Genomic DNA, 18529 nt, shown 5'->3' on the forward strand with positions numbered 1-18529 from the left:
GGCCAAATTTTTTACTAGTGTATGTATCCTATCTATTAATAATAGTTGCACAAAATTTGTTACTAATAAATATTAAAGTATCTATAAGCAAATAAAGTGTTATTTCTGATACTTATTTTATTCTATTACAAACTGTTTCGATTTTAGATCTAAAATCAATAGTATCTGTGTGATTATTGAGTTTTTTTATGCGTTTCGTTATTATGTTGTTGAATGAGTCGTCATCCTTGATTTCTAAATATTGTTTCAGAGTACAATTTGCTTCATAACATATTTCATTTACTGTACTGTTAAAGCCGTTGACATCGATAGCTTGTTTTGTTCCATCATTTTTAATTTCATAAAGCTTATCATCTAATATTCTAAATTTAATTGTAAAATCTTCAGGCTCAGTGGTATGTTTAAGCTCTTCTTCTGGGGATACATTTAGCCCTATACTATATATCATAGTGCATTGCCAATCGCCCACAAGATATTCTTTGAGAACTTTATTATCACTCTCACCACAACCGAATAGAATTAGACTAACCATGCTAAGAATAAAATTTTTCATAACATTCTTTTGTTTTTGAATAATAATATGAGAATTATTCTTCAATATCAATTATATGTTAGACTTTGCATTAATGAAATTTTCATTTTCTATCAAACCTTATCAATATAACTATGTAGACTTTCAATTTCAGTCAAAGGGTATTTCTAGTGATTTGATTTATTCCTATCTTTATTTGACGGTTCTTTCTATCGTTATAAAATTTTTAGTTATACAAGATTCACATAAATAAGCATATAATTAAAAACGTGGTTATAAATGTAACTTACTGATACTTGCAAAATAGTGAAACAGGCTTTAGGCGGTTAACACTTTAGGATTTGTTATTAACTAGTGTTCACTTTAGGTATTCACTTTTTTATTTTAGTTGGAAATAGAACTTATGACTTAGCCCAATATTAGTAATTAATCACCATTTTTTCTTTTAAGATCAATATAATTTTGGATGTTATTTATCCATGCTTGTTTTTGCTCCCAAAGTTGCTTCTCCGCACTGTATAACAACAATCCTTTACTTCTCAGATTATCCTTATAAGCTAATTTAATGTATTCTCGATTATATAGCCTCATTTTTTCTATAACATCATCACAAGAAACAATAGCTTCAAAAGCGATTTGTTCTGATGAATGTTGAGTTTTTTTAATCTGTTCAGATGCATATCCCCAAATACAAGTCGTAATATTTTTATGTTCATTGAATACTTTTATTCTAAGTTCAACGCTTTTATTTCTATCGTCTGCAAAAAGAATATTAGGAATAATTAAACAAATTATAAAAATACAACTAGTTATTTTTTTCATTATAGAGAAAAGCCATTATTATTTATTTCGTTAATTATAACAAAAAAACGCCAAAATTAAGCGATTTATATGATAACAAATAATAACAACTAACTAGGTTCTTCTGCTCTTGGTAGCCAATCCTGACTAGTATAGGTATTAATCTCTACGTTTGTACTCATTCCTTTATTTGATCTTTTACGGATATAATTTTTACCGTTTTCTTTCATTGCATAATTAAGTGATGTACCAAATTGTGTGAGCGATAAAGGGTTGTTTAAGCCTGTATTGCGTATATATTCAATATAAGCATGATGCAAATATCTTCTTGGGTTAAAGGGGTGATCATCCCCAAACCGCCCATAAACATCCCATTAGGATAATCAAGCGCATCAAGATAACTACAAAATTTGTGTATCAGTCATTGGAGCTATTCTTTTAGGCATACTTTCACCTTTTGGGACTATGAAATTATAGGACTATGTTCACGTAGTCCTTAATATAGTCCCCAAAAATATGAATGTAAATGTATCTTACTGATGCTTATAGAATAGTAAAATAGGCTATAAGCCTTGTTTATACTGGTTTTGGTGTGGTTTAAAGGATTTTAAAGAATGTTCCTGTTTATTAAATTGGTGCCGTGGGCGGGACTTGAACCCGCATGCCCTTAGAGCACTACCCCCTCAAGATAGCGTGTCTACCAATTTCACCACCACGGCGCCGTTTTTATTCTGGAATATCTGAAGTCGGATTAATACTCTGTGGCTGTATAACTGGATCAGTAGTTGGAATTACTTGTCTATTACTGTTCAAGTCATCTGTACTTTGCTGTGTATTATCGCCAATATTTTTGAAATCATCGCTGATATTAGTTGTTTTTGAACTACCAATATTGGACAAAATAATACTTAATGCAAAAAATAATACACCTAATATTGTCGTTGTACGTGTAAGGAAGTTTCCACTACCTGATGAGCCAAATAGAGTCGCAGATGCACCTGCACCAAAAGATGAGCCCATGTCAGCGCCTTTTCCGCGCTGTATTAACACTAAAACGATTATCGCAAGTGCGATAATTAAATAACCTATAATTAATAGTTCGTACATTTCAACCTGTCAATTTTATGTTATAGAACAGAATTTATTGATGCGAAATATTAGCGAAAGAGTGAGCAACAAGCAAGTATATTTTGTTATTTTCTGTATTTATCATAATCAATTGTACGTTTTTAGGGAAAAATAAGTATAATGTCGCAATTTTTAGTCTCGCAAATTCTGTTGTATGAAATTTATAGTTAAATTTTTTCCTGAAATCACGATCAAAAGTGAATCTGTTCGTTTACGTTTTATTAAAATATTAACGAGTAACATTCGTAATATTTTAAAACATTCAATTGATGATGTTGCCGTTATTCGTCATTGGGATTTTATTGAAGTTCGCCCTAAAGTTATTAATAGTGAAAGTCAAATCTTAGAACTATTAACTCGAATTCCTGGTATTCACCATATATTAGTAGTTGAGGAGCTTAGTTTTGTCGATCTGCATGATATATATGAAAAAGCGTTTAATCATTTTGCCCCTTTAATTGAGAATAAAACATTTTGTGTCAGAGTAAAACGTCGTGGTAAGCATGAGTTTACTTCAATTGATGTAGAGCGTTATGTTGGTGGTGGGCTAAATCAACATGTTTCGACAGCTAAAGTAAAATTAACCCGTCCGGATGTAACAGTTAATCTTGAGATAGATAAAGATAAGCTATTATTAGTTAAAGAGCGCCATGCAGGAATTGGTGGTTTTCCTACAGGAACTCAAGAAGATGTTATTTCTCTTATTTCTGGCGGATTTGATTCTGGTGTGTCGAGCTATATGTTTATTCGACGAGGTTGCCGAGTCCACTATTGCTTCTTTAATTTAGGTGGAAAAACTCATGAAATTGGCGTTAAACAAATGGCTCATTATTTGTGGAAGAGATTTGGTTCTTCTCATAAAGTTCGTTTTATCGCCATTGATTTTTCGAATGTAGTAGGTGAGATTCTTGAGAAAATTGACGATGGGCAAATGGGCGTTATTTTAAAACGGATGATGATTCGTGCTGCTTCAATGGTTGCTCGACGTTATAATGTTGAAGCGTTGATTACTGGCGAGGCATTGGGGCAAGTATCAAGCCAAACTTTAACTAATTTACGTTTGATCGATAATGTGAGTGATACTTTAGTTTTACGTCCACTAATAACGTATGATAAAGAAACTATAATTAATCTTGCTCGTCAAATCGGTACTGAAGATATCGCTAAGACAATGCCAGAATTTTGTGGTGTGATATCAAAAAATCCTACTGTAAAAGCGGTGAAAGAGAAAATAGAAGAGGAAGAACAACATTTTGATTTCTCTATATTAGATAAAGCAGTTGAAGAAGCCGAAAATATTGATATTCGTGAAATTGCTAAACAGACTGACAATACAATTACACAAGTCGATATGGTTTCAACATTAGAAGAGAATCAAATTATAATTGATATCCGTTCACCTGAGGAACAAGAGGATAACCCATTAGAAATTGAAAATGTCGATGTTAAGCTCATCCCTTTTTATAAATTGGCGACACAATTTGGCGATCTAGATCAATCAAAACAATATTTATTGTATTGTGCGAAAGGTATTATGAGTAAATTACAAGCACTTTATCTGATTGAACAAGGATTTAGTAATATAAAAGTGTTTAAACTATAAATCTTAACAATTATTTACGACATTAATGCATTTTATCTATATAATATTTCTAAAAATATAAAATAAATTTACAATAATAAAAAACCAATAGAAAAATTATAAATTTCTTAATTAATGAGGGTAGTAATGAACAAATTGCTCGTAGTTGATGATGATCCAGAAATTGCCTCAATGTTATGTGAATTATTAGAATTAGAAGGGTTTGAAGTCGTAATAGCTAATAATGGTGTTCAGGCTTTAGATAAATTTGATGATAGCATTGATCTTATTTTACTTGATATTATGATGCCAGAAATGAATGGGTTAAGTGTATTATCTCAACTAAGAAATAAATATACTGTTCCAGTAATTTTCTTAACAGCTAAAGATAACGAATTTGATAAAATTATTGGGCTTGAGCTTGGTGCTGATGATTATATCTTAAAGCCGTTTAATGATCGGGAGCTTATTGCTCGAATCAACGCATTATTACGTAGGAAACGTTGGGATAATATGGCTGTAACTTCTGGTGAGAAGTCAGTTCAATATACCATTGATAAACTTACCGTTAATCGAAAACAGCAATCTGTCTCATTTGATGATAAATATATTGAATTAACGGGTACTGAATTTCAAATATTATTACAACTTCTTGAAAATGCTGGAAAAATCATTTCAAGAGATGATTTAAGCGAAAACGTATTAGGTAAAGAATTTTTACCTTTAGCTCGTTCAATTGATGTTCATGTTTCTAATTTGCGTAAAAAACTTCCTCCTCGTAGCGATGGTTTACCATGGATTAAAACATTACGTTCAAAAGGATATCTGTTTGTTGTAGATCAAAATGATGATGTATTACAAAACTAGCTATTTCTTTATATGGTAAGAATATATGTGGATCTTTGATCGCCTAACAATTAGAATTTTCACAATATTCTTACTTACTATTGCTTTTTTTCTTATTCTGGTAATGGCCTTGCCAAAGCTAGACTCCCGAAATTTAACCTATTTAGCCAATAAAGATAAAGAAAGTGGCAATCTACTGGCTAAAGAAATTGAAAAAGATTTAACCAAGATTCCTAAAGATAGTTTCCGTTGGTGGATGAGATTCATTGTTGTAATGGATAATCATCAAAAGGCTGGGCAACTATTATTTATTGTTACACCCAATCAACAAATTATCACAGCAGATACTAATAATATTGATTTAGTAAAAAGTTTTAGTGAAAAATCCCACGATGTTGATGATCCAGCTAAGAAAATCTATGATAACCAAGAAATTATTGGTCCTTTCTTGCTTCATTATGCTAATGAAGACTATCAATTATTTTTATTACAACCTGCATCGGATATTCAGTCTCAATTTGTTAATTTAATATTTGATCATCCTTTCTTGCTTTTGACATTAACCATGTTGGCAAGTACACCATTCTTGTTGTGGCTATCTTGGAGTATTGCTAGGCCAGCACGTGGATTGCGGTTGGCTGCTGAGCAAGTAGCCAAAGGTAATCTACAACAGTGGCCTGAACTCGAAAAAGTTGGATCGTATGAATATAAAGCAGTGGGGGCAAGTTTTAACCGCATGCTTAGAGAGTTGAAAAGGATGCAAGAGTTACAGCAACAATTGTTTTCTGATATTTCTCACGAATTGCGGACACCATTAACTCGATTGCAATTAGCAACTTCACTGCTACGTCGTAAACAAGGTGAAAGTAACGAAGTTTTACGAATAAGTGATGAAGCGATAAAGCTTGATTCAATGATTGGTGATTTATTGTCATTAGCAAGGAATCAGCATGATAATAACGAAGTTCGTGAATATAAACAGTTAGATGAATTATTTAAAAATGTTTTAGATAATGCGACTTTTGAAGCTAATCAAATTTCAAAACAATTTTCAATTCTTACTCCCCCAACTAATAATACAATTTTGTGTTATCCAACGGCGTTATGTAGCGCGCTTGAAAATGTAGTAAGGAATGCATTTCGTTATTCAAATCAGCGAATTGATGTTAATTTTGTTATTCAACAACAAACTGCAATTATCACTATTGATGATGATGGGCCAGGTGTTGCTGATAGTGAGTTAGAGCAAATATTCAGACCGTTTTATCGTACTAATGAAGCTCGTGATCGTGAGTCAGGTGGCACAGGTTTAGGTTTAGCCATTGTTTCTAACGCTATTACTCGAGATAATGGCACTGTTAAAGCAGAGAAAAGCCACTTAGGTGGACTTAGAATTGTGATAGTATTACCTCTTCAAAAATATTAACAGCTAAGAGAAATAATTGTGTCAGATGCATCTTTAAATATTGTTTTATTTGAACCTGAAATTCCTGCTAATACTGGTAATATCATTCGTTTGTGTGCTAACACTGGTTTTAATTTACATATTATTGAGCCAATGGGATTTTATTGGGATGATAAAAAATTGAGACGAGCAGGATTAGATTATCAAGAATTTGTTGATGTAAAACGTTATAAAAATATTGAGTGCTTTTTAGATGAGAACCAACTTGATTTAGCTTCTCAAGTTTATGCCTTAACGACAAAAGGTCAAAAACCACACAGTGAAGTAAATTATAAATCAGCTGACTTTTTGATGTTTGGCCCAGAAACGAGAGGTTTACCAGCAAAAATTCTTGATGCATTGCCGCAAGATAGAAAAATTCGGATTCCAATGGTTGCTAATAGCCGAAGTATGAATCTGTCTAATTCAGTTGCAGTAGTTGTTTATGAGTCATGGCGACAGCTTAATTATATCGGGGCTAAATAAATTTAAATTTTGATTTTTAATTACCAAATAAATGAAAAATTTTTGCAGATTTTTAACTCAAAAACCCCGTTCCTCAACTCAAAAATTTAACTTAAATTTTTTTACTTAAAAAAAAGAGGTCATATCGACCTCATTATTTAAATAATTATTTTGATGAATTACTATTTAACGCGAGAAACGTATTCACCTGAACGTGTATCAACTTTAAGTACTTCACCAATTTGCACAAATAAAGGAACACGTACAACTGCACCAGTTGATAATGTAGCTGGTTTACCACCAGTTCCCGCTGTATCACCTTTTAATCCTGGATCAGTTTCAATAACTTCTAATTCAACAAAGTTTGGTGGAGTAACAGCAATTGGTTGACCATTCCATAAGGTTAAAATACATTCCGCTTGATCGACTAACCATTTAGCATTGTCACCTACAGCTTTTGCATCAGCAGAAAGTTGTTCAAATGTATCATTATTCATAAAATGCCAAAACTCACCATCGGTATAAAGATAAGTTAAGTTCATATCAACGACATCAGCCGCTTCAACAGATTCTCCTGATTTAAATGTTTTATCAACAGTTTTACCAGAAAGTAATTTTTTAATTTTTACACGGTTAATTGCTTGTCCTTTACCTGGCTTGTAAAATTCATTTTCAACAATTACACACGGCTCGCCATCTTGCATTATTTTAAGACCAGCTTTAAACTCATTAGTACTATAAGATGCCATAAAAGCTCCAACTATCATTCTGAATTACAAAAATGAGCCATATTATACAGCAAAATGTTGAACAACCAAATAAAGATGAGTGGATTTTTGATCTCGCTAATGTAGTGACAGATATCAAAAAGCTTTATCATTGTCTGGATTTAGATTCTATGGAAATTTCTTTACCCATGTTACAGGCAAGAAAGCAATTCCCACTTCGTGTGCCTATGGCTTTTATAAATCGAATGAAAAAAGGTGATCCTCAAGATCCTTTACTGCTTCAAGTACTTTGTGATGAACAGGAATTAATAAACGTACAGGGTTTTACTAAAGATCCTCTTGATGAGCAACATAACAATATTCCAGGATTACTACATAAATATCATAATCGCGCATTATTAATGACTAAAACTGCTTGTGCGATTAATTGCCGTTATTGTTTTAGGCGACATTTTCCTTATCATGATAATCAAAGTAACAAAAAGAATATTAGTATCGCATTAGAGTATATTGCACAGCATACCGAACTTGATGAAATTATTCTTTCGGGGGGCGATCCTTTAATGGCAAAAGATCATGAAATAGCTTTTTTAATAGCTGAATTAGAGAAATTTCGTCATATTAAGCGTTTACGTATTCATAGTCGTTTAGCGGTGGTGATACCTAATCGTATTACTTCTGAGTTGTGTCGATTATTTGCAAAAACACGTTTACAAGTTGTGTTAGTTACCCATATTAATCATCCGAATGAAATTGATAATAATGTAGCTCATGCCATCAAAGATTTAAAGAAAAGTGAGGTAACAGTACTAAATCAGAGTGTTTTATTAAAAAATATTAATGATGATGCTGATGTGCTAGCGAAGTTAAGTAATAAGTTATTTTCAATTGGTATTTTACCTTATTACATCCATTTATTAGATAAAGTACAAGGTGCGGCTCATTTTTTAGTCGATGATGATGAGGCCAAAAAAATCATGCGGCAATTGACAAAAAAACTATCAGGTTATTTAGTTCCAAAATTAGCGCGTGAAGTTGGTGGCGAAGCAAGTAAGCGAGTTTTAGCTATTAGTGATTAATGAAATTTGAAAAGGTCCTTACAATTTATGTTTCAAAATCCCGTTGACGAAAAATAAAATAGACTCTATAATTCGGACCTCTTTAATTAATGCTGTGGAGTTTATACTCTACAACTTGTTGATAAATTAGATTTGGATATAAATCGTCATGAAACGCACATTTCAACCATCAGTATTAAAACGCAATAGAACTCACGGTTTCCGTGCTCGTATGGCTACTAAAAACGGTCGTCAAGTTCTTGCTCGCCGTCGCGCTAAAGGCCGTGTTCGTTTAACTGTTGCTAGCTAATTTAAAGTTGAGTGACTAAACTCACTTTTCCTCGGGAGTTACGCTTGTTAACTCCCTTTGATTTTAATCATGTATTTCAAGAATCTATTCGTGCAGGTTCGCCTTTCCTGACTCTAGTTACACGTAAAAATAATCTAAGTCATCCCAGATTAGGCTTCGCTATAGCTAAAAAACAGGTTAAAAGAGCCCATGAGCGTAATCGTATTAAACGGTTAGTCAAAGAATATTTTCGTCACCACCAACATCAGTTTCCTAATATCGATTTTATTTTGATGGCTAAACAGCCTGTTATACAATTGAATAATCAACAATTAGTTGAGACATTAGATAAACTATGTCAGCAAATCATCAAAAAAAACTAAGTAAATTAATATTAATTATCAAACAGCATGTTTATGCGGTTAAAGCTTTGATTATTAATGTTTTTGTTTTTATTATTAGTTTATATCAACGTATCATTAGTCCGTTATTTGGTCCTAAATGTCGCTTTACTCCCAGCTGTTCACAGTATGCCATAATCGCATTAAGGCGATTCGGATTGATAAAAGGTGGTTGGCTAACGGTCAAACGTGTATTAAAATGTCACCCTTTACATGAAGGAGGTGAAGATTTTGTTCCTCCTAAGAAAACTAAAACCAATAGAGAAAAACACTAATGGGATCTCAACGTAATATATTAGTCATTGCTTTACTTTTCGTTTCTTTCCTGATTTGGAAAGCGTGGGTAGATGATCATGCACCAAAACCCCCAGTTGCTAACCAATTGACACAACAAATAGGTGAAGATAGTTCAACAGCGGATTCAGTGCAAGGTAAAACTATCACAATAAAATCTGATGTATTGTCATTAACGGTTAATACCTATGGTGGCGATGTGCAATCTGCTCAATTGTTGAAATATGAGCAGTCTCTTCATTCAGGTACACCTTTCCAACTACTTACTTCTAAACCTGATTTTATTTACATTGCTGAAAGTGGGTTAACAGGTAAAGATGGTCCAGACAATGCAACTCAAGGGTCAAAAAGACCATTATATCAAACTGATCAATCTGAATATGTTTTAGCTGATGGTCAAGATGAGTTGAAGGTTCCATTTACCTATCAAGTTAATGGTGTAACTTATACTAAATATTACATCTTACATCGTGGTAATTATGCTGTTGATGTACAGTATGACGTGAACAATCAAACCCAAAGTCCGTTAGAAGTATCAATGTATGGTCAGTTGAAGCAAACTATTGAACTCCCTAAAGATGCTGTTACTGAAGGCGGTGGCGGATTAGGACTAAGCGCATTTCGCGGTACAGCTTATTCCAGTGCCAACACTAATTATAGTAAATATAGTTTCAGTGATATCAAAGATGATGCGTTAGAAGTCAAAACTGAAACTGGCTGGATTGCTATGTTGCAACACTATTTTGCTTCAGCTTGGATTCCTACGCAGGAACAAAATAATTTATTCTATTCACGTGCAACAGCTAACAATTCACAAGCAACAATTGGTTTTAAAGGTGAAACAACAGTTATTCAACCAGGTGAAACGAAATTAATTAATGCCAAATTATGGTTAGGTCCTGAAATTCAAAGTGAATTAAAAGAAACAGCTAATCATCTTGATTTAATCGTTGACTATGGTTGGTTATGGTTCTTATCTCAACCACTCTTTTACTTATTGAAATTTATCCATAGTTTTATTGGAAACTGGGGCTTTTCGATCATTGTGATCACTTTTATTGTGCGTGGTATTTTATTCCCATTAACACGAGCACAATATCGTTCAATGGCTAAAATGAAGTTATTGCAACCTCGTTTACAAGCATTAAAAGAGCGTTATGGTGATGATAGACAAAAAATGAGTATGGAAACAATGGCACTTTATAAACAAGAGAAAGTTAATCCTCTTGGTGGTTGTTTACCATTATTGATTCAAATGCCTATCTTCTTGTCATTATTTTACATGTTAGGTAATACGGTTGAGCTACGTCATGCTCCATTCGCTCTTTGGATCCATGACTTATCTGCACAAGATCCATATTATGTTTTCCCATTGTTAATGGGTGCAACTATGTTCTTAATTCAGAAGATGTCACCAACACCGGTTACCGATCCTTTACAACAAAAATTAATGACTTATATGCCATTAATCTTTACGGTATTCTTCTTATGGTTCCCATCAGGTTTAGTTTTATACTATATTGTAAGTAATTTATTTACGATTGCTCAGCAACGTATAATTTACTGGGAGCTTGAGAAAAAAGGTCTACACGAAAAGAAAAAGAAATAGTATTGCCAAAAAGGAGGATTAAGATCCTCCTTTTTAATAGTTATTTTTTGGTATTGATGTGATGAATATACAACAACAATTTAATTTAATTGGTAACGAAAAAGGTTATTGGTTTGTTAGTCAAAATGGGCGATTATGGTTGCCAAATGGCGAAGTTCCTCATGGTATTGCTAGTGAATTAGGTTTTACCAACAAACTAGCTCAACCAATAGGTGAGTGGAATGGGCAAACCGCTTGGTTGATTTGCCAAGAAATGAAAAACTCTATGTCAACGATTCGCCCCTTACTTAATAATGCTGATCAATCATTATTTAATATGGCTGGCAGGGCGGTACAATTGTCTGAGTTTTATCGTTCTCATAAATATTGTGGTTATTGTGGTCATGAGATGCATATTAGTAAAACAGAGTGGTGTTGTTTATGCAGTAATTGTCACCAACGTTATTACCCACAAATTTCCCCTTCAATTATCGTTGCTATTCGAGATAAAAATAAAATTTTATTGGCAAAGCATGTTAGGCATAATCAAGAAAATTTATATACCGTTTTAGCTGGTTTTACAGAGATTGGTGAAACAATGGAAATGACGGTTGCCCGAGAAGTGTACGAAGAGTCAAAAATAAAAATTAAAAATATTCGTTATATTGGTTCACAACCTTGGCCGTTTCCTAACTCCATGATGATGGCCTATTTAGCTGATTATGAGAGTGGTGAAATTACTATCGATAAAAATGAGTTAGTCGAGGCAAATTGGTATCATTATTCTCAATTACCTAAAATACCCGAATATGGCACGATAGCAAGACGTTTGATTGAAGATACAATTATACTTTGTCGTGAATATGATGAGTTTGGTGAGTAAAATTCATCATATTCACTTAATTAACAATTTATAAATATTCAATGGTTCTGGTTAAATCAATTTTACTTGAACCTTCTCCTACTGTTTCACAAACAGCTTTAGTCCAGTCGTTATTTTCGTTATAAGCGAAATAGGTACAAGTCTCAGTTGATTCTAACTCTTGTTCATTTTTATCATTGATGATTACATTACCTTTTGCTGATAATTTATATGTTCTAGTAATTGTTTTTTCGAGCTGATGATTAGTGTTATAAACTATATCTTTTTCTCTCACTAAAACGGGCAGTTTAGTTCGTTCATCTGATTTTATATAAGCATTATATAAAACTTGTTCAACTAGATCGCCGTTATAAATAATTTTACTATTTAAAACAATATTATTATCGGCAAAGTTGGATAAGGTTGTTTCAACTAAATGACCTTGTTCATCAAATTCATTAATGGCAACAATGTCACCATTATCATCTTTCATACCAATAATATTTTTTGAATCGTCAAAAGAAACATCGTAATTATTCCTAACATCTTTCATGCCATAAATATATTTGGCTGTATCATAGTTTATTTCGCCATATAAACCTTCAAGATCATAATTCTGTACATAACCTTGAGCATTATAATTGATCGTTTTTTCTGTCGGTCCTTGGATTTTTTTGTGTTTGATCAGTTTTTTGTGAGGTAGGAGTTCTGGTTCGGTATGAAAAAGATAACTATTATTTACCAATATTGATGATTGGGATTTAATTTCATTATTGATGTTAAAAGCTTTATTATTTTTGTCGTTTGTAGCATCTTGATTTTCGCTTGTAGTTGAAATGGAATTTATTTCTGTTGTTTTTTTATCATCACATCCAGCTAATAAAAAAATACTCAATGAGAATAGATAGATATAATTTTTCATAATATTCATTTCTTAATGTTGGAGTTAAAGTTTTATTTATATCTATTGAATAATGGCTAACCAATTGCGTTAAACAATATAAACAGCCATCATATATTGCAATACATGTTTAGTTAAAACAGAACGGAATTTCATTTTTATTCACTTATAGATAGTCTTTACAAATACTAACAAATTAAAAGTTAAATATATAGCACTTCAAAAAATTTTTTAATAATCAGACTACTTTGATAAAAGTGGTTAAAAAAGAATATTTAAATTTTAATTATATCAATCTGCGATAAGTTGCCGATTGATATGAATCAGATAAAACCATCAATGCTCTGGGTTATTGAGCCATTGAGCTATTTGTTTGGCAAAATAAGTTAAAACCCCATCTGCACCCGCGCGTTTAAAACAAAGTAATGATTCCATGATGACAGATTTTTCATCTAACCATCCGTTTCCAATTGCGGCCATCAACATTGCATATTCTCCAGATACTTGATAGGCAAAGGTCGGTACCGCAAAAGTGTCTTTTACTTTACGAACAATATCTAGGTAAGGTAACCCAGGCTTAACCATTACCATGTCAGCACCTTCACTTAAATCTTGGTAAATTTCTTGTAATGCTTCATTAGCGTTGGCCGGATCAAGTTGATAGGTTTTTTTATTACCACCTTTAATGTTTTTTGCTGAACCTACAGCATCACGAAATGGTCCATAAAAGCTAGAGGCATATTTTGCTGAATAAGCCATTATTTGCGTATTAATAAAATCATGTGATTCTAGCCCATTACGAATTGCGCCAATTCGACCATCCATCATGTCACTGGGTGCAATAATATCAGAACCTGCTTGAGCTTGAACTAATGCTTGTTTAACCAAAGTACTAACAGATGTATCATTTAAAACATAACCACTATCATCAATAATACCGTCTTGGCCATGAGTGGTATAAGGATCGAGTGCAACATCACTTAAAATTCCGAGTTCTGGTAACTCTTTTTTTAGTGCCCTAATTGCTTTAGGAACTAATCCATTTTCGTTATAAGCTTCTTCAGCTAACAGTGATTTTTGAGAAGGCTCAATAGCAGGAAACAAAGACAATATAGGAATGCCTAATTTGGCAACTTGCTCTGCCTCTTTCACTAATACATCAACGCTCATTCTTTTAACATTGGGCATTGATGATACAGATTGAATAATATTTTTCCCTTCAACGATAAATACTGGATAAATCAAATCATCAACTGTTAAACGATTTTCTGCAACTAGGCGACGACTAAAATCATGAGCACGATTACGACGTAATCGTCTTTGGGGATATTGACCGGTAAAGACTGATGACATATAAATACCTATATTTTTGATTAAACGGTCTTATTATCTGACTCAAAAGTAAGATTAGCAAATAATTTGTTATGTCGTAATTATATGATATTTTACTTTACAACTTATATGATTTAGAGGTAAAATTGCGCACTAATTTTTAGTCCCTTGTGATATTAACCAAATTTGAGGTGAGAGGCACATGCCAGTAATTAAAGTACGTGAAAATGAACCTTTCGATGTAGCATTACGTCGTTTTAAACGTTCTTGCGAAAAAGCAGGAGTTTTAGCTGAAGTTCGTAACCGTGAATTTTACGAAAAACCAACAACTATTCGTAAACGCGCAAAAGCAGCTGCTGTTAAACGCCACGCTAAGAAATTAGAAAGAGAAAACGCTCGTCGCACTCGTCTATATTAATATTTATACTGAAAATTTAATTTATTTATTTTTTTAATATAAAAATTTTAACAAGCCGTACTTTTACTACGGCTTGTTGTCTTTGTGTAATGCCATAAATGGTTGAATTTTATCATGAAAGGTCTTATTCCTCGCGATTTTATTTTAGATTTGCTTGCCCGCACAAATATCCTTGATGTGATAGGTAAGCGCGTTAAAATGAAAAAAAAAGGAAATAACTATTTTGGTTGTTGTCCTTTTCATGATGAGAAAACCGCTTCTTTCTCATTAAGCGAAAAAAAGCAGATTTACTATTGTTTTGGATGTGGCGCTACTGGATCTGCAATAAATTTTTTGATGCAATATGAGCGATTGTCTTTTCCTGAGGCAATTGAAGAGATAGCTAGTATGCAAGGAATCCGTGTTCCATACACGGATAACGAAAATAATCAAGCTGATGCATCAAAGCAAATTGAATCTCGTAATGTTCGTCGAGATCTTTATTCATTGATGTCTAAAATAACTGATTTCTACCAGCAGCAATTAGCATTATCGACTTCGGTAGATGCTCAAAAGTATCTTGAACAACGTGGATTGAACGCAGAGATTATAGCTAGGTATAAAATCGGTTATGCACCTAATTCAAAACAACTAACTTTTCAAAATATAGTTAAGACTGAAAATGAAGTGGTGCTATATGACAAGGCAGGGATGTCTGTCAATAACGATATAGGTAATCGATATGATCGCTTTCGTGGGCGTATCATGTTCCCGATTCGCGATAGACAAGGTAATGTTATCGCTTTTGGTGGAAGGACTATCTTCAATGAGTCGGCGAAATATCTAAATTCACCTGAAACTCCTATTTTTCATAAAGGTTTTCAATTATATGGACTTTATGAAGCTCAAGAAACTAATCGTAATTTAAAGCAATTAATAATTGTTGAAGGTTATATGGATGTTGTTTCTCTTGCACAGTACGGTATTGATTACGCTGTAGCTGCTTTAGGAACAGCAACATCAGAAGAGCATATTAAGCTTCTATTTAGAGCAACAGATTCCGTAATATTTTGTTACGATGGTGATAAAGCCGGGCGAAATGCTGCATGGCGAGCGCTTAATGTATTACTACCTTGTTTGATTGATGGTAAAGATATAACTTTTGCTTTTTTACCACAAGATGAAGATCCAGATAGTTACGTGCGTAAAGTCGGAAAAGATGGCTTTGAAGATTACATAAAAAAGGCGCCTAACTTATCTGAATTTTTGTTCGATGAGTTATTAAAACAGGTCGATTTAAAATCAGCTGAAGGTAAAGCTAAATTGAGTTCACTTGCTATTCCTTTACTTGAACAGGTAAAAGCAAAAGTATTTAGACTTAATTTACTTCAAAAATTAGGGCGTTATTTGGGGCTATTGGATCTATCCCAAATTGAACAATTAATCGCGAATAATAATATAAGCGAAAATAGAACTATTGATTCAGCACCTGTGCCAAAAATGAAATTGACCACTATGCGGATTTTAATTGGTTTGTTACTTCAATATCCAAATCTAGCTAAGATGGTATCTGATATTAACGTTATGAGGCAAGTTAACTTAGCGGGAATTGATATATTTATTGAACTACTTGAATTATGCCAACAATATCCAAATATAACTACAGCACAAATATTAACAGAATGTATTAACCGACCATATTATAAACAGCTAAGTCGTTTAGCAACCTGGGAGTACCATTACCAAGATGATGAAATAGAATCAATTTTTTCTAATACTTTAAAAGAGTTATATGATAATATACTCGCCCAAAGGCAAGATGAACTGATCGCAAAAGAGAGAGTCTCCGGATTAAGTACCGCAGAGAAAAAAGAATTAGCGACACTAATACTTGTTTTATCAAAAAAAGACTAAATATATAGGGTATGTGTAGAAAAATACTTTTTATTCTGCACATATAATACACATGACCGAATAACTAAATGGTGATACTTTATGGAGCAAAATTCTCAATCACAGTTAAAACTCCTAATTATACGGGGTAAGGAGCTGGGATACCTGACCTATGCTGACGTCAATGATCACTTGCCTGAAGAAATCATTGATTCAGATCAGATTGAAGATATTATCCAAATGATCAATGATATGGGGATTCAAGTACTTGAAGAAGCTCCAGACTCAGATGAATTATTACTTTCAGATAATGTTCCAGATGAAGAGGCAGTTGAAGCAGCAACAGCATTAGTTTTATCTAATGTAGAATCAGAAATAGGTCGAACTACTGACCCAGTACGTATGTATATGCGTGAAATGGGTGCGGTTGAACTATTAACCCGTGAAGGCGAAATTGATATCGCAAAACGTATTGAAGATGGGATTAATCAAGTTCAAACCTCAGTATCTGAATATCCAGAAGCCATTACTTATCTCTTAGAACAATATAATTTAATCGAAAGCGGCGAAGTTCGCTTGTCCGACCTTATTACTGGTTTTGTCGATCCGAATGCTGAAGAGTCAGAAGAAGAACTTCCTGAAGAATTGGAAGACGGTGAAGAAGAGATTGATATTGACGATAGTGATGATGAAAGTGAAGAAGAAAGCGATTCTTCAGCTGATGATGATGTCTCTATCGATCCAGAAGTAGCAAAAGCGAAATTTGCTGAATTACAAGAGCAACATGATAAAACTTCTGCTGCAATTAAAAAATATGGACGTGCTCATAAAAAAGCACAACAAGAAATTGAAAATCTATCTGAAGTTTTCAAACAATTCCGATTAGTTGGCAAGCAGTTTGATATTCTTGTTAATAATATGAGAAGCATGATGGATCGAGTAAGATCTCATGAGCGTATTATTATGCGAATTTGTGTTGAACAATGTAAAATGCCGAAAAAACAGTTTATGACTCATTTTACTGGCAATGAAAATAGCATGGACTGGTATAAAAAAGCGAGTACTGGTAAAGGTGCATTTGCTGCTAAATTAAAAGAATTTGAATCATCAATTGAAGAGCAAATTAAAGCTTTACAGCAAATTGAAACAGAAACTAATCTTTCTATCGAACAAATTAAAGATATTAATAGAAGAATGTCTATTGGTGAAGCTAAAGCTCGTCGAGCCAAGAAAGAGATGGTTGAAGCAAACTTACGTTTAGTTATCTCTATTGCTAAAAAGTATACTAATCGTGGTTTACAGTTCCTGGACCTTATTCAAGAAGGTAATATTGGATTGATGAAAGCGGTTGATAAGTTTGAATATCGCCGAGGGTATAAATTCTCAACCTATGCAACGTGGTGGATTAGACAAGCGATCACTCGTTCAATTGCTGACCAAGCAAGAACAATTCGTATCCCTGTGCATATGATTGAGACAATTAATAAACTAAATCGTATTTCTCGTCAAATGCTTCAAGAAATTGGGCGTGAACCAACACCGGAAGAGTTATCTGACCGCATGCAAATGCCTGAAGAGAAAATTCGTAAAGTACTAAAAATCGCAAAAGAACCAATTTCAATGGAAACACCAGTCGGTGATGATGAAGATTCACACTTAGGTGATTTTATTGAGGATACTGCACTTGAGCAACCACTAGATGCAGCTACATCGGAAAGTTTACGTAGTGCAACACGTGATATTTTATCTGGTCTAACACCACGTGAAGCAAAAGTCTTACGTATGCGATTTGGTATTGATATGAATACAGACCATACTCTTGAAGAAGTAGGTAAACAATTTGATGTAACGCGTGAACGTATCCGTCAAATTGAGGCTAAAGCATTACGTAAATTACGTCATCCTAGCCGATCTGATGTTCTTAGAAGTTTCTTGGAATAAATTATAACTTTAGCTAAATCGCCACTTATGTGGCGATTTTTTTAACT

The 18529-nt window shown here is 33.2% G+C and carries 19 protein-coding genes, 1 tRNA gene and 1 pseudogene; 13 read left to right on the plus strand and 8 right to left on the minus strand.

The genetic code is table 11. The annotated features are described in order from the left end of the window. Positions 1–112: 112 nt before the first annotated feature. From J3U09_RS05630 to secG, 5 genes and pseudogenes are all read right to left on the minus strand, one after another. Positions 113–553, minus strand: coding sequence for a hypothetical protein (locus tag J3U09_RS05630; RefSeq protein WP_267357484.1), 441 nt, complete (start codon positions 551–553; stop codon positions 113–115). Positions 554–958: 405 nt separating this feature from the next. After that, positions 959–1354 carry a hypothetical protein gene (locus tag J3U09_RS05635; RefSeq protein ID WP_267357486.1) on the minus strand — a complete coding sequence of 132 codons (396 nt, stop codon included), beginning with the start codon at positions 1352–1354 and terminating at the stop codon, positions 959–961. Positions 1355–1443: 89 nt separating this feature from the next. Then, a pseudogene (locus tag J3U09_RS05640) lies at positions 1444–1668 on the minus strand (primase-like DNA-binding domain-containing protein); the annotation flags it as partial. A gap of 298 nt (positions 1669–1966) precedes the next feature. After that, positions 1967–2052: transfer RNA gene (locus J3U09_RS05645), tRNA-Leu, on the minus strand. 7 nt (positions 2053–2059) lie between these two features. Then, on the minus strand, positions 2060–2440 hold the full coding sequence (gene secG, locus J3U09_RS05650) for a preprotein translocase subunit SecG (protein WP_324170054.1): 381 nt from the start codon (positions 2438–2440) through the stop codon (positions 2060–2062). A 175-nt stretch (positions 2441–2615) separates the two neighbouring features. Here secG and thiI point away from each other — a divergent pair, with 175 nt between their 5' ends. From thiI to trmL, 4 genes are all read left to right on the plus strand, one after another. Then, complete coding sequence (gene thiI, locus J3U09_RS05655) at positions 2616–4064, plus strand: tRNA uracil 4-sulfurtransferase ThiI (RefSeq protein WP_267357487.1); 1449 nt, start codon at positions 2616–2618, stop codon at positions 4062–4064. Between the two features lie 126 nt (positions 4065–4190). After that, positions 4191–4910, plus strand: a complete 720-nt coding sequence (locus tag J3U09_RS05660; protein ID WP_065562357.1) for a response regulator — start codon at positions 4191–4193, stop codon at positions 4908–4910. A gap of 31 nt (positions 4911–4941) precedes the next feature. Beyond that, entirely contained in the window at positions 4942–6315 is a 1374-nt protein-coding gene (gene cpxA, locus J3U09_RS05665) for an envelope stress sensor histidine kinase CpxA (protein ID WP_141677497.1), read from the plus strand. Positions 6316–6333: 18 nt separating this feature from the next. Beyond that, the gene (trmL, locus tag J3U09_RS05670) at positions 6334–6819 is read left to right on the plus strand and encodes a tRNA (uridine(34)/cytosine(34)/5-carboxymethylaminomethyluridine(34)-2'-O)-methyltransferase TrmL (protein ID WP_141673912.1); all 486 of its coding nucleotides are present in this window, start codon (positions 6334–6336) and stop codon (positions 6817–6819) included. A 161-nt stretch (positions 6820–6980) separates the two neighbouring features. Here the strand turns inward: trmL and efp are convergent, their stop codons facing one another. Further along, entirely contained in the window at positions 6981–7547 is a 567-nt protein-coding gene (gene efp / locus J3U09_RS05675) for an elongation factor P (RefSeq protein WP_034882790.1), read from the minus strand. Positions 7548–7579: 32 nt separating this feature from the next. Here efp and epmB point away from each other — a divergent pair, with 32 nt between their 5' ends. The 6 genes from epmB to nudC all read left to right on the plus strand — a co-directional run bounded on the left by epmB (position 7580) and on the right by nudC (position 12039). Continuing rightward, on the plus strand, positions 7580–8605 hold the full coding sequence (gene epmB, locus J3U09_RS05680) for an EF-P beta-lysylation protein EpmB (RefSeq protein ID WP_267357489.1): 1026 nt from the start codon (positions 7580–7582) through the stop codon (positions 8603–8605). Positions 8606–8753: 148 nt separating this feature from the next. Beyond that, on the plus strand, positions 8754–8894 hold the full coding sequence (rpmH, locus tag J3U09_RS05685; RefSeq protein ID WP_025314679.1) for a 50S ribosomal protein L34: 141 nt from the start codon (positions 8754–8756) through the stop codon (positions 8892–8894). Between the two features lie 11 nt (positions 8895–8905). Next, positions 8906–9256: a ribonuclease P protein component gene (gene rnpA / locus J3U09_RS05690; RefSeq protein WP_267338196.1), complete on the plus strand. Its 351-nt coding sequence runs from the start codon at positions 8906–8908 to the stop codon at positions 9254–9256. Beyond that, on the plus strand, positions 9229–9549 hold the full coding sequence (gene yidD, locus J3U09_RS05695) for a membrane protein insertion efficiency factor YidD (protein ID WP_220225139.1): 321 nt from the start codon (positions 9229–9231) through the stop codon (positions 9547–9549). Before rnpA ends, yidD begins: the two co-directional genes overlap by 28 nt. Further along, positions 9549–11177 carry a membrane protein insertase YidC gene (gene yidC / locus J3U09_RS05700; protein ID WP_220225138.1) on the plus strand — a complete coding sequence of 543 codons (1629 nt, stop codon included), beginning with the start codon at positions 9549–9551 and terminating at the stop codon, positions 11175–11177. The genes yidD and yidC overlap by 1 nt, the downstream gene beginning before the upstream one ends. Before the next feature lie 61 nt (positions 11178–11238). Further along, a complete protein-coding gene (gene nudC, locus J3U09_RS05705; RefSeq protein WP_065562351.1) occupies positions 11239–12039 on the plus strand; it encodes an NAD(+) diphosphatase in 801 nt (266 codons plus the stop codon). A 28-nt stretch (positions 12040–12067) separates the two neighbouring features. On the opposite strand, the gene J3U09_RS05710 is transcribed toward nudC, so the two are convergent. Then, positions 12068–12940: a hypothetical protein gene (locus tag J3U09_RS05710; RefSeq protein WP_267357491.1), complete on the minus strand. Its 873-nt coding sequence runs from the start codon at positions 12938–12940 to the stop codon at positions 12068–12070. Positions 12941–13255: 315 nt separating this feature from the next. Next, positions 13256–14272: a porphobilinogen synthase gene (gene hemB / locus J3U09_RS05715; protein WP_065734799.1), complete on the minus strand. Its 1017-nt coding sequence runs from the start codon at positions 14270–14272 to the stop codon at positions 13256–13258. A 181-nt stretch (positions 14273–14453) separates the two neighbouring features. Here hemB and rpsU point away from each other — a divergent pair, with 181 nt between their 5' ends. The 3 genes from rpsU to rpoD all read left to right on the plus strand — a co-directional run bounded on the left by rpsU (position 14454) and on the right by rpoD (position 18482). Further along, on the plus strand, positions 14454–14669 hold the full coding sequence (gene rpsU, locus J3U09_RS05720) for a 30S ribosomal protein S21 (protein WP_034882800.1): 216 nt from the start codon (positions 14454–14456) through the stop codon (positions 14667–14669). Between the two features lie 114 nt (positions 14670–14783). Beyond that, on the plus strand, positions 14784–16562 hold the full coding sequence (dnaG, locus tag J3U09_RS05725) for a DNA primase (protein ID WP_267357492.1): 1779 nt from the start codon (positions 14784–14786) through the stop codon (positions 16560–16562). Positions 16563–16643: 81 nt separating this feature from the next. Further along, positions 16644–18482 (plus strand): RNA polymerase sigma factor RpoD, encoded by a 1839-nt coding sequence (gene rpoD, locus J3U09_RS05730; protein WP_065562347.1) that lies wholly within the window; start codon positions 16644–16646, stop codon positions 18480–18482. The last annotated feature ends 47 nt before the right edge of the window (positions 18483–18529 follow it).

It is taken from the genome of Gilliamella sp. B2889 (genome assembly GCF_026536885.1).
GTDB classification, from domain to species: domain Bacteria; phylum Pseudomonadota; class Gammaproteobacteria; order Enterobacterales; family Orbaceae; genus Gilliamella; species Gilliamella apicola_E.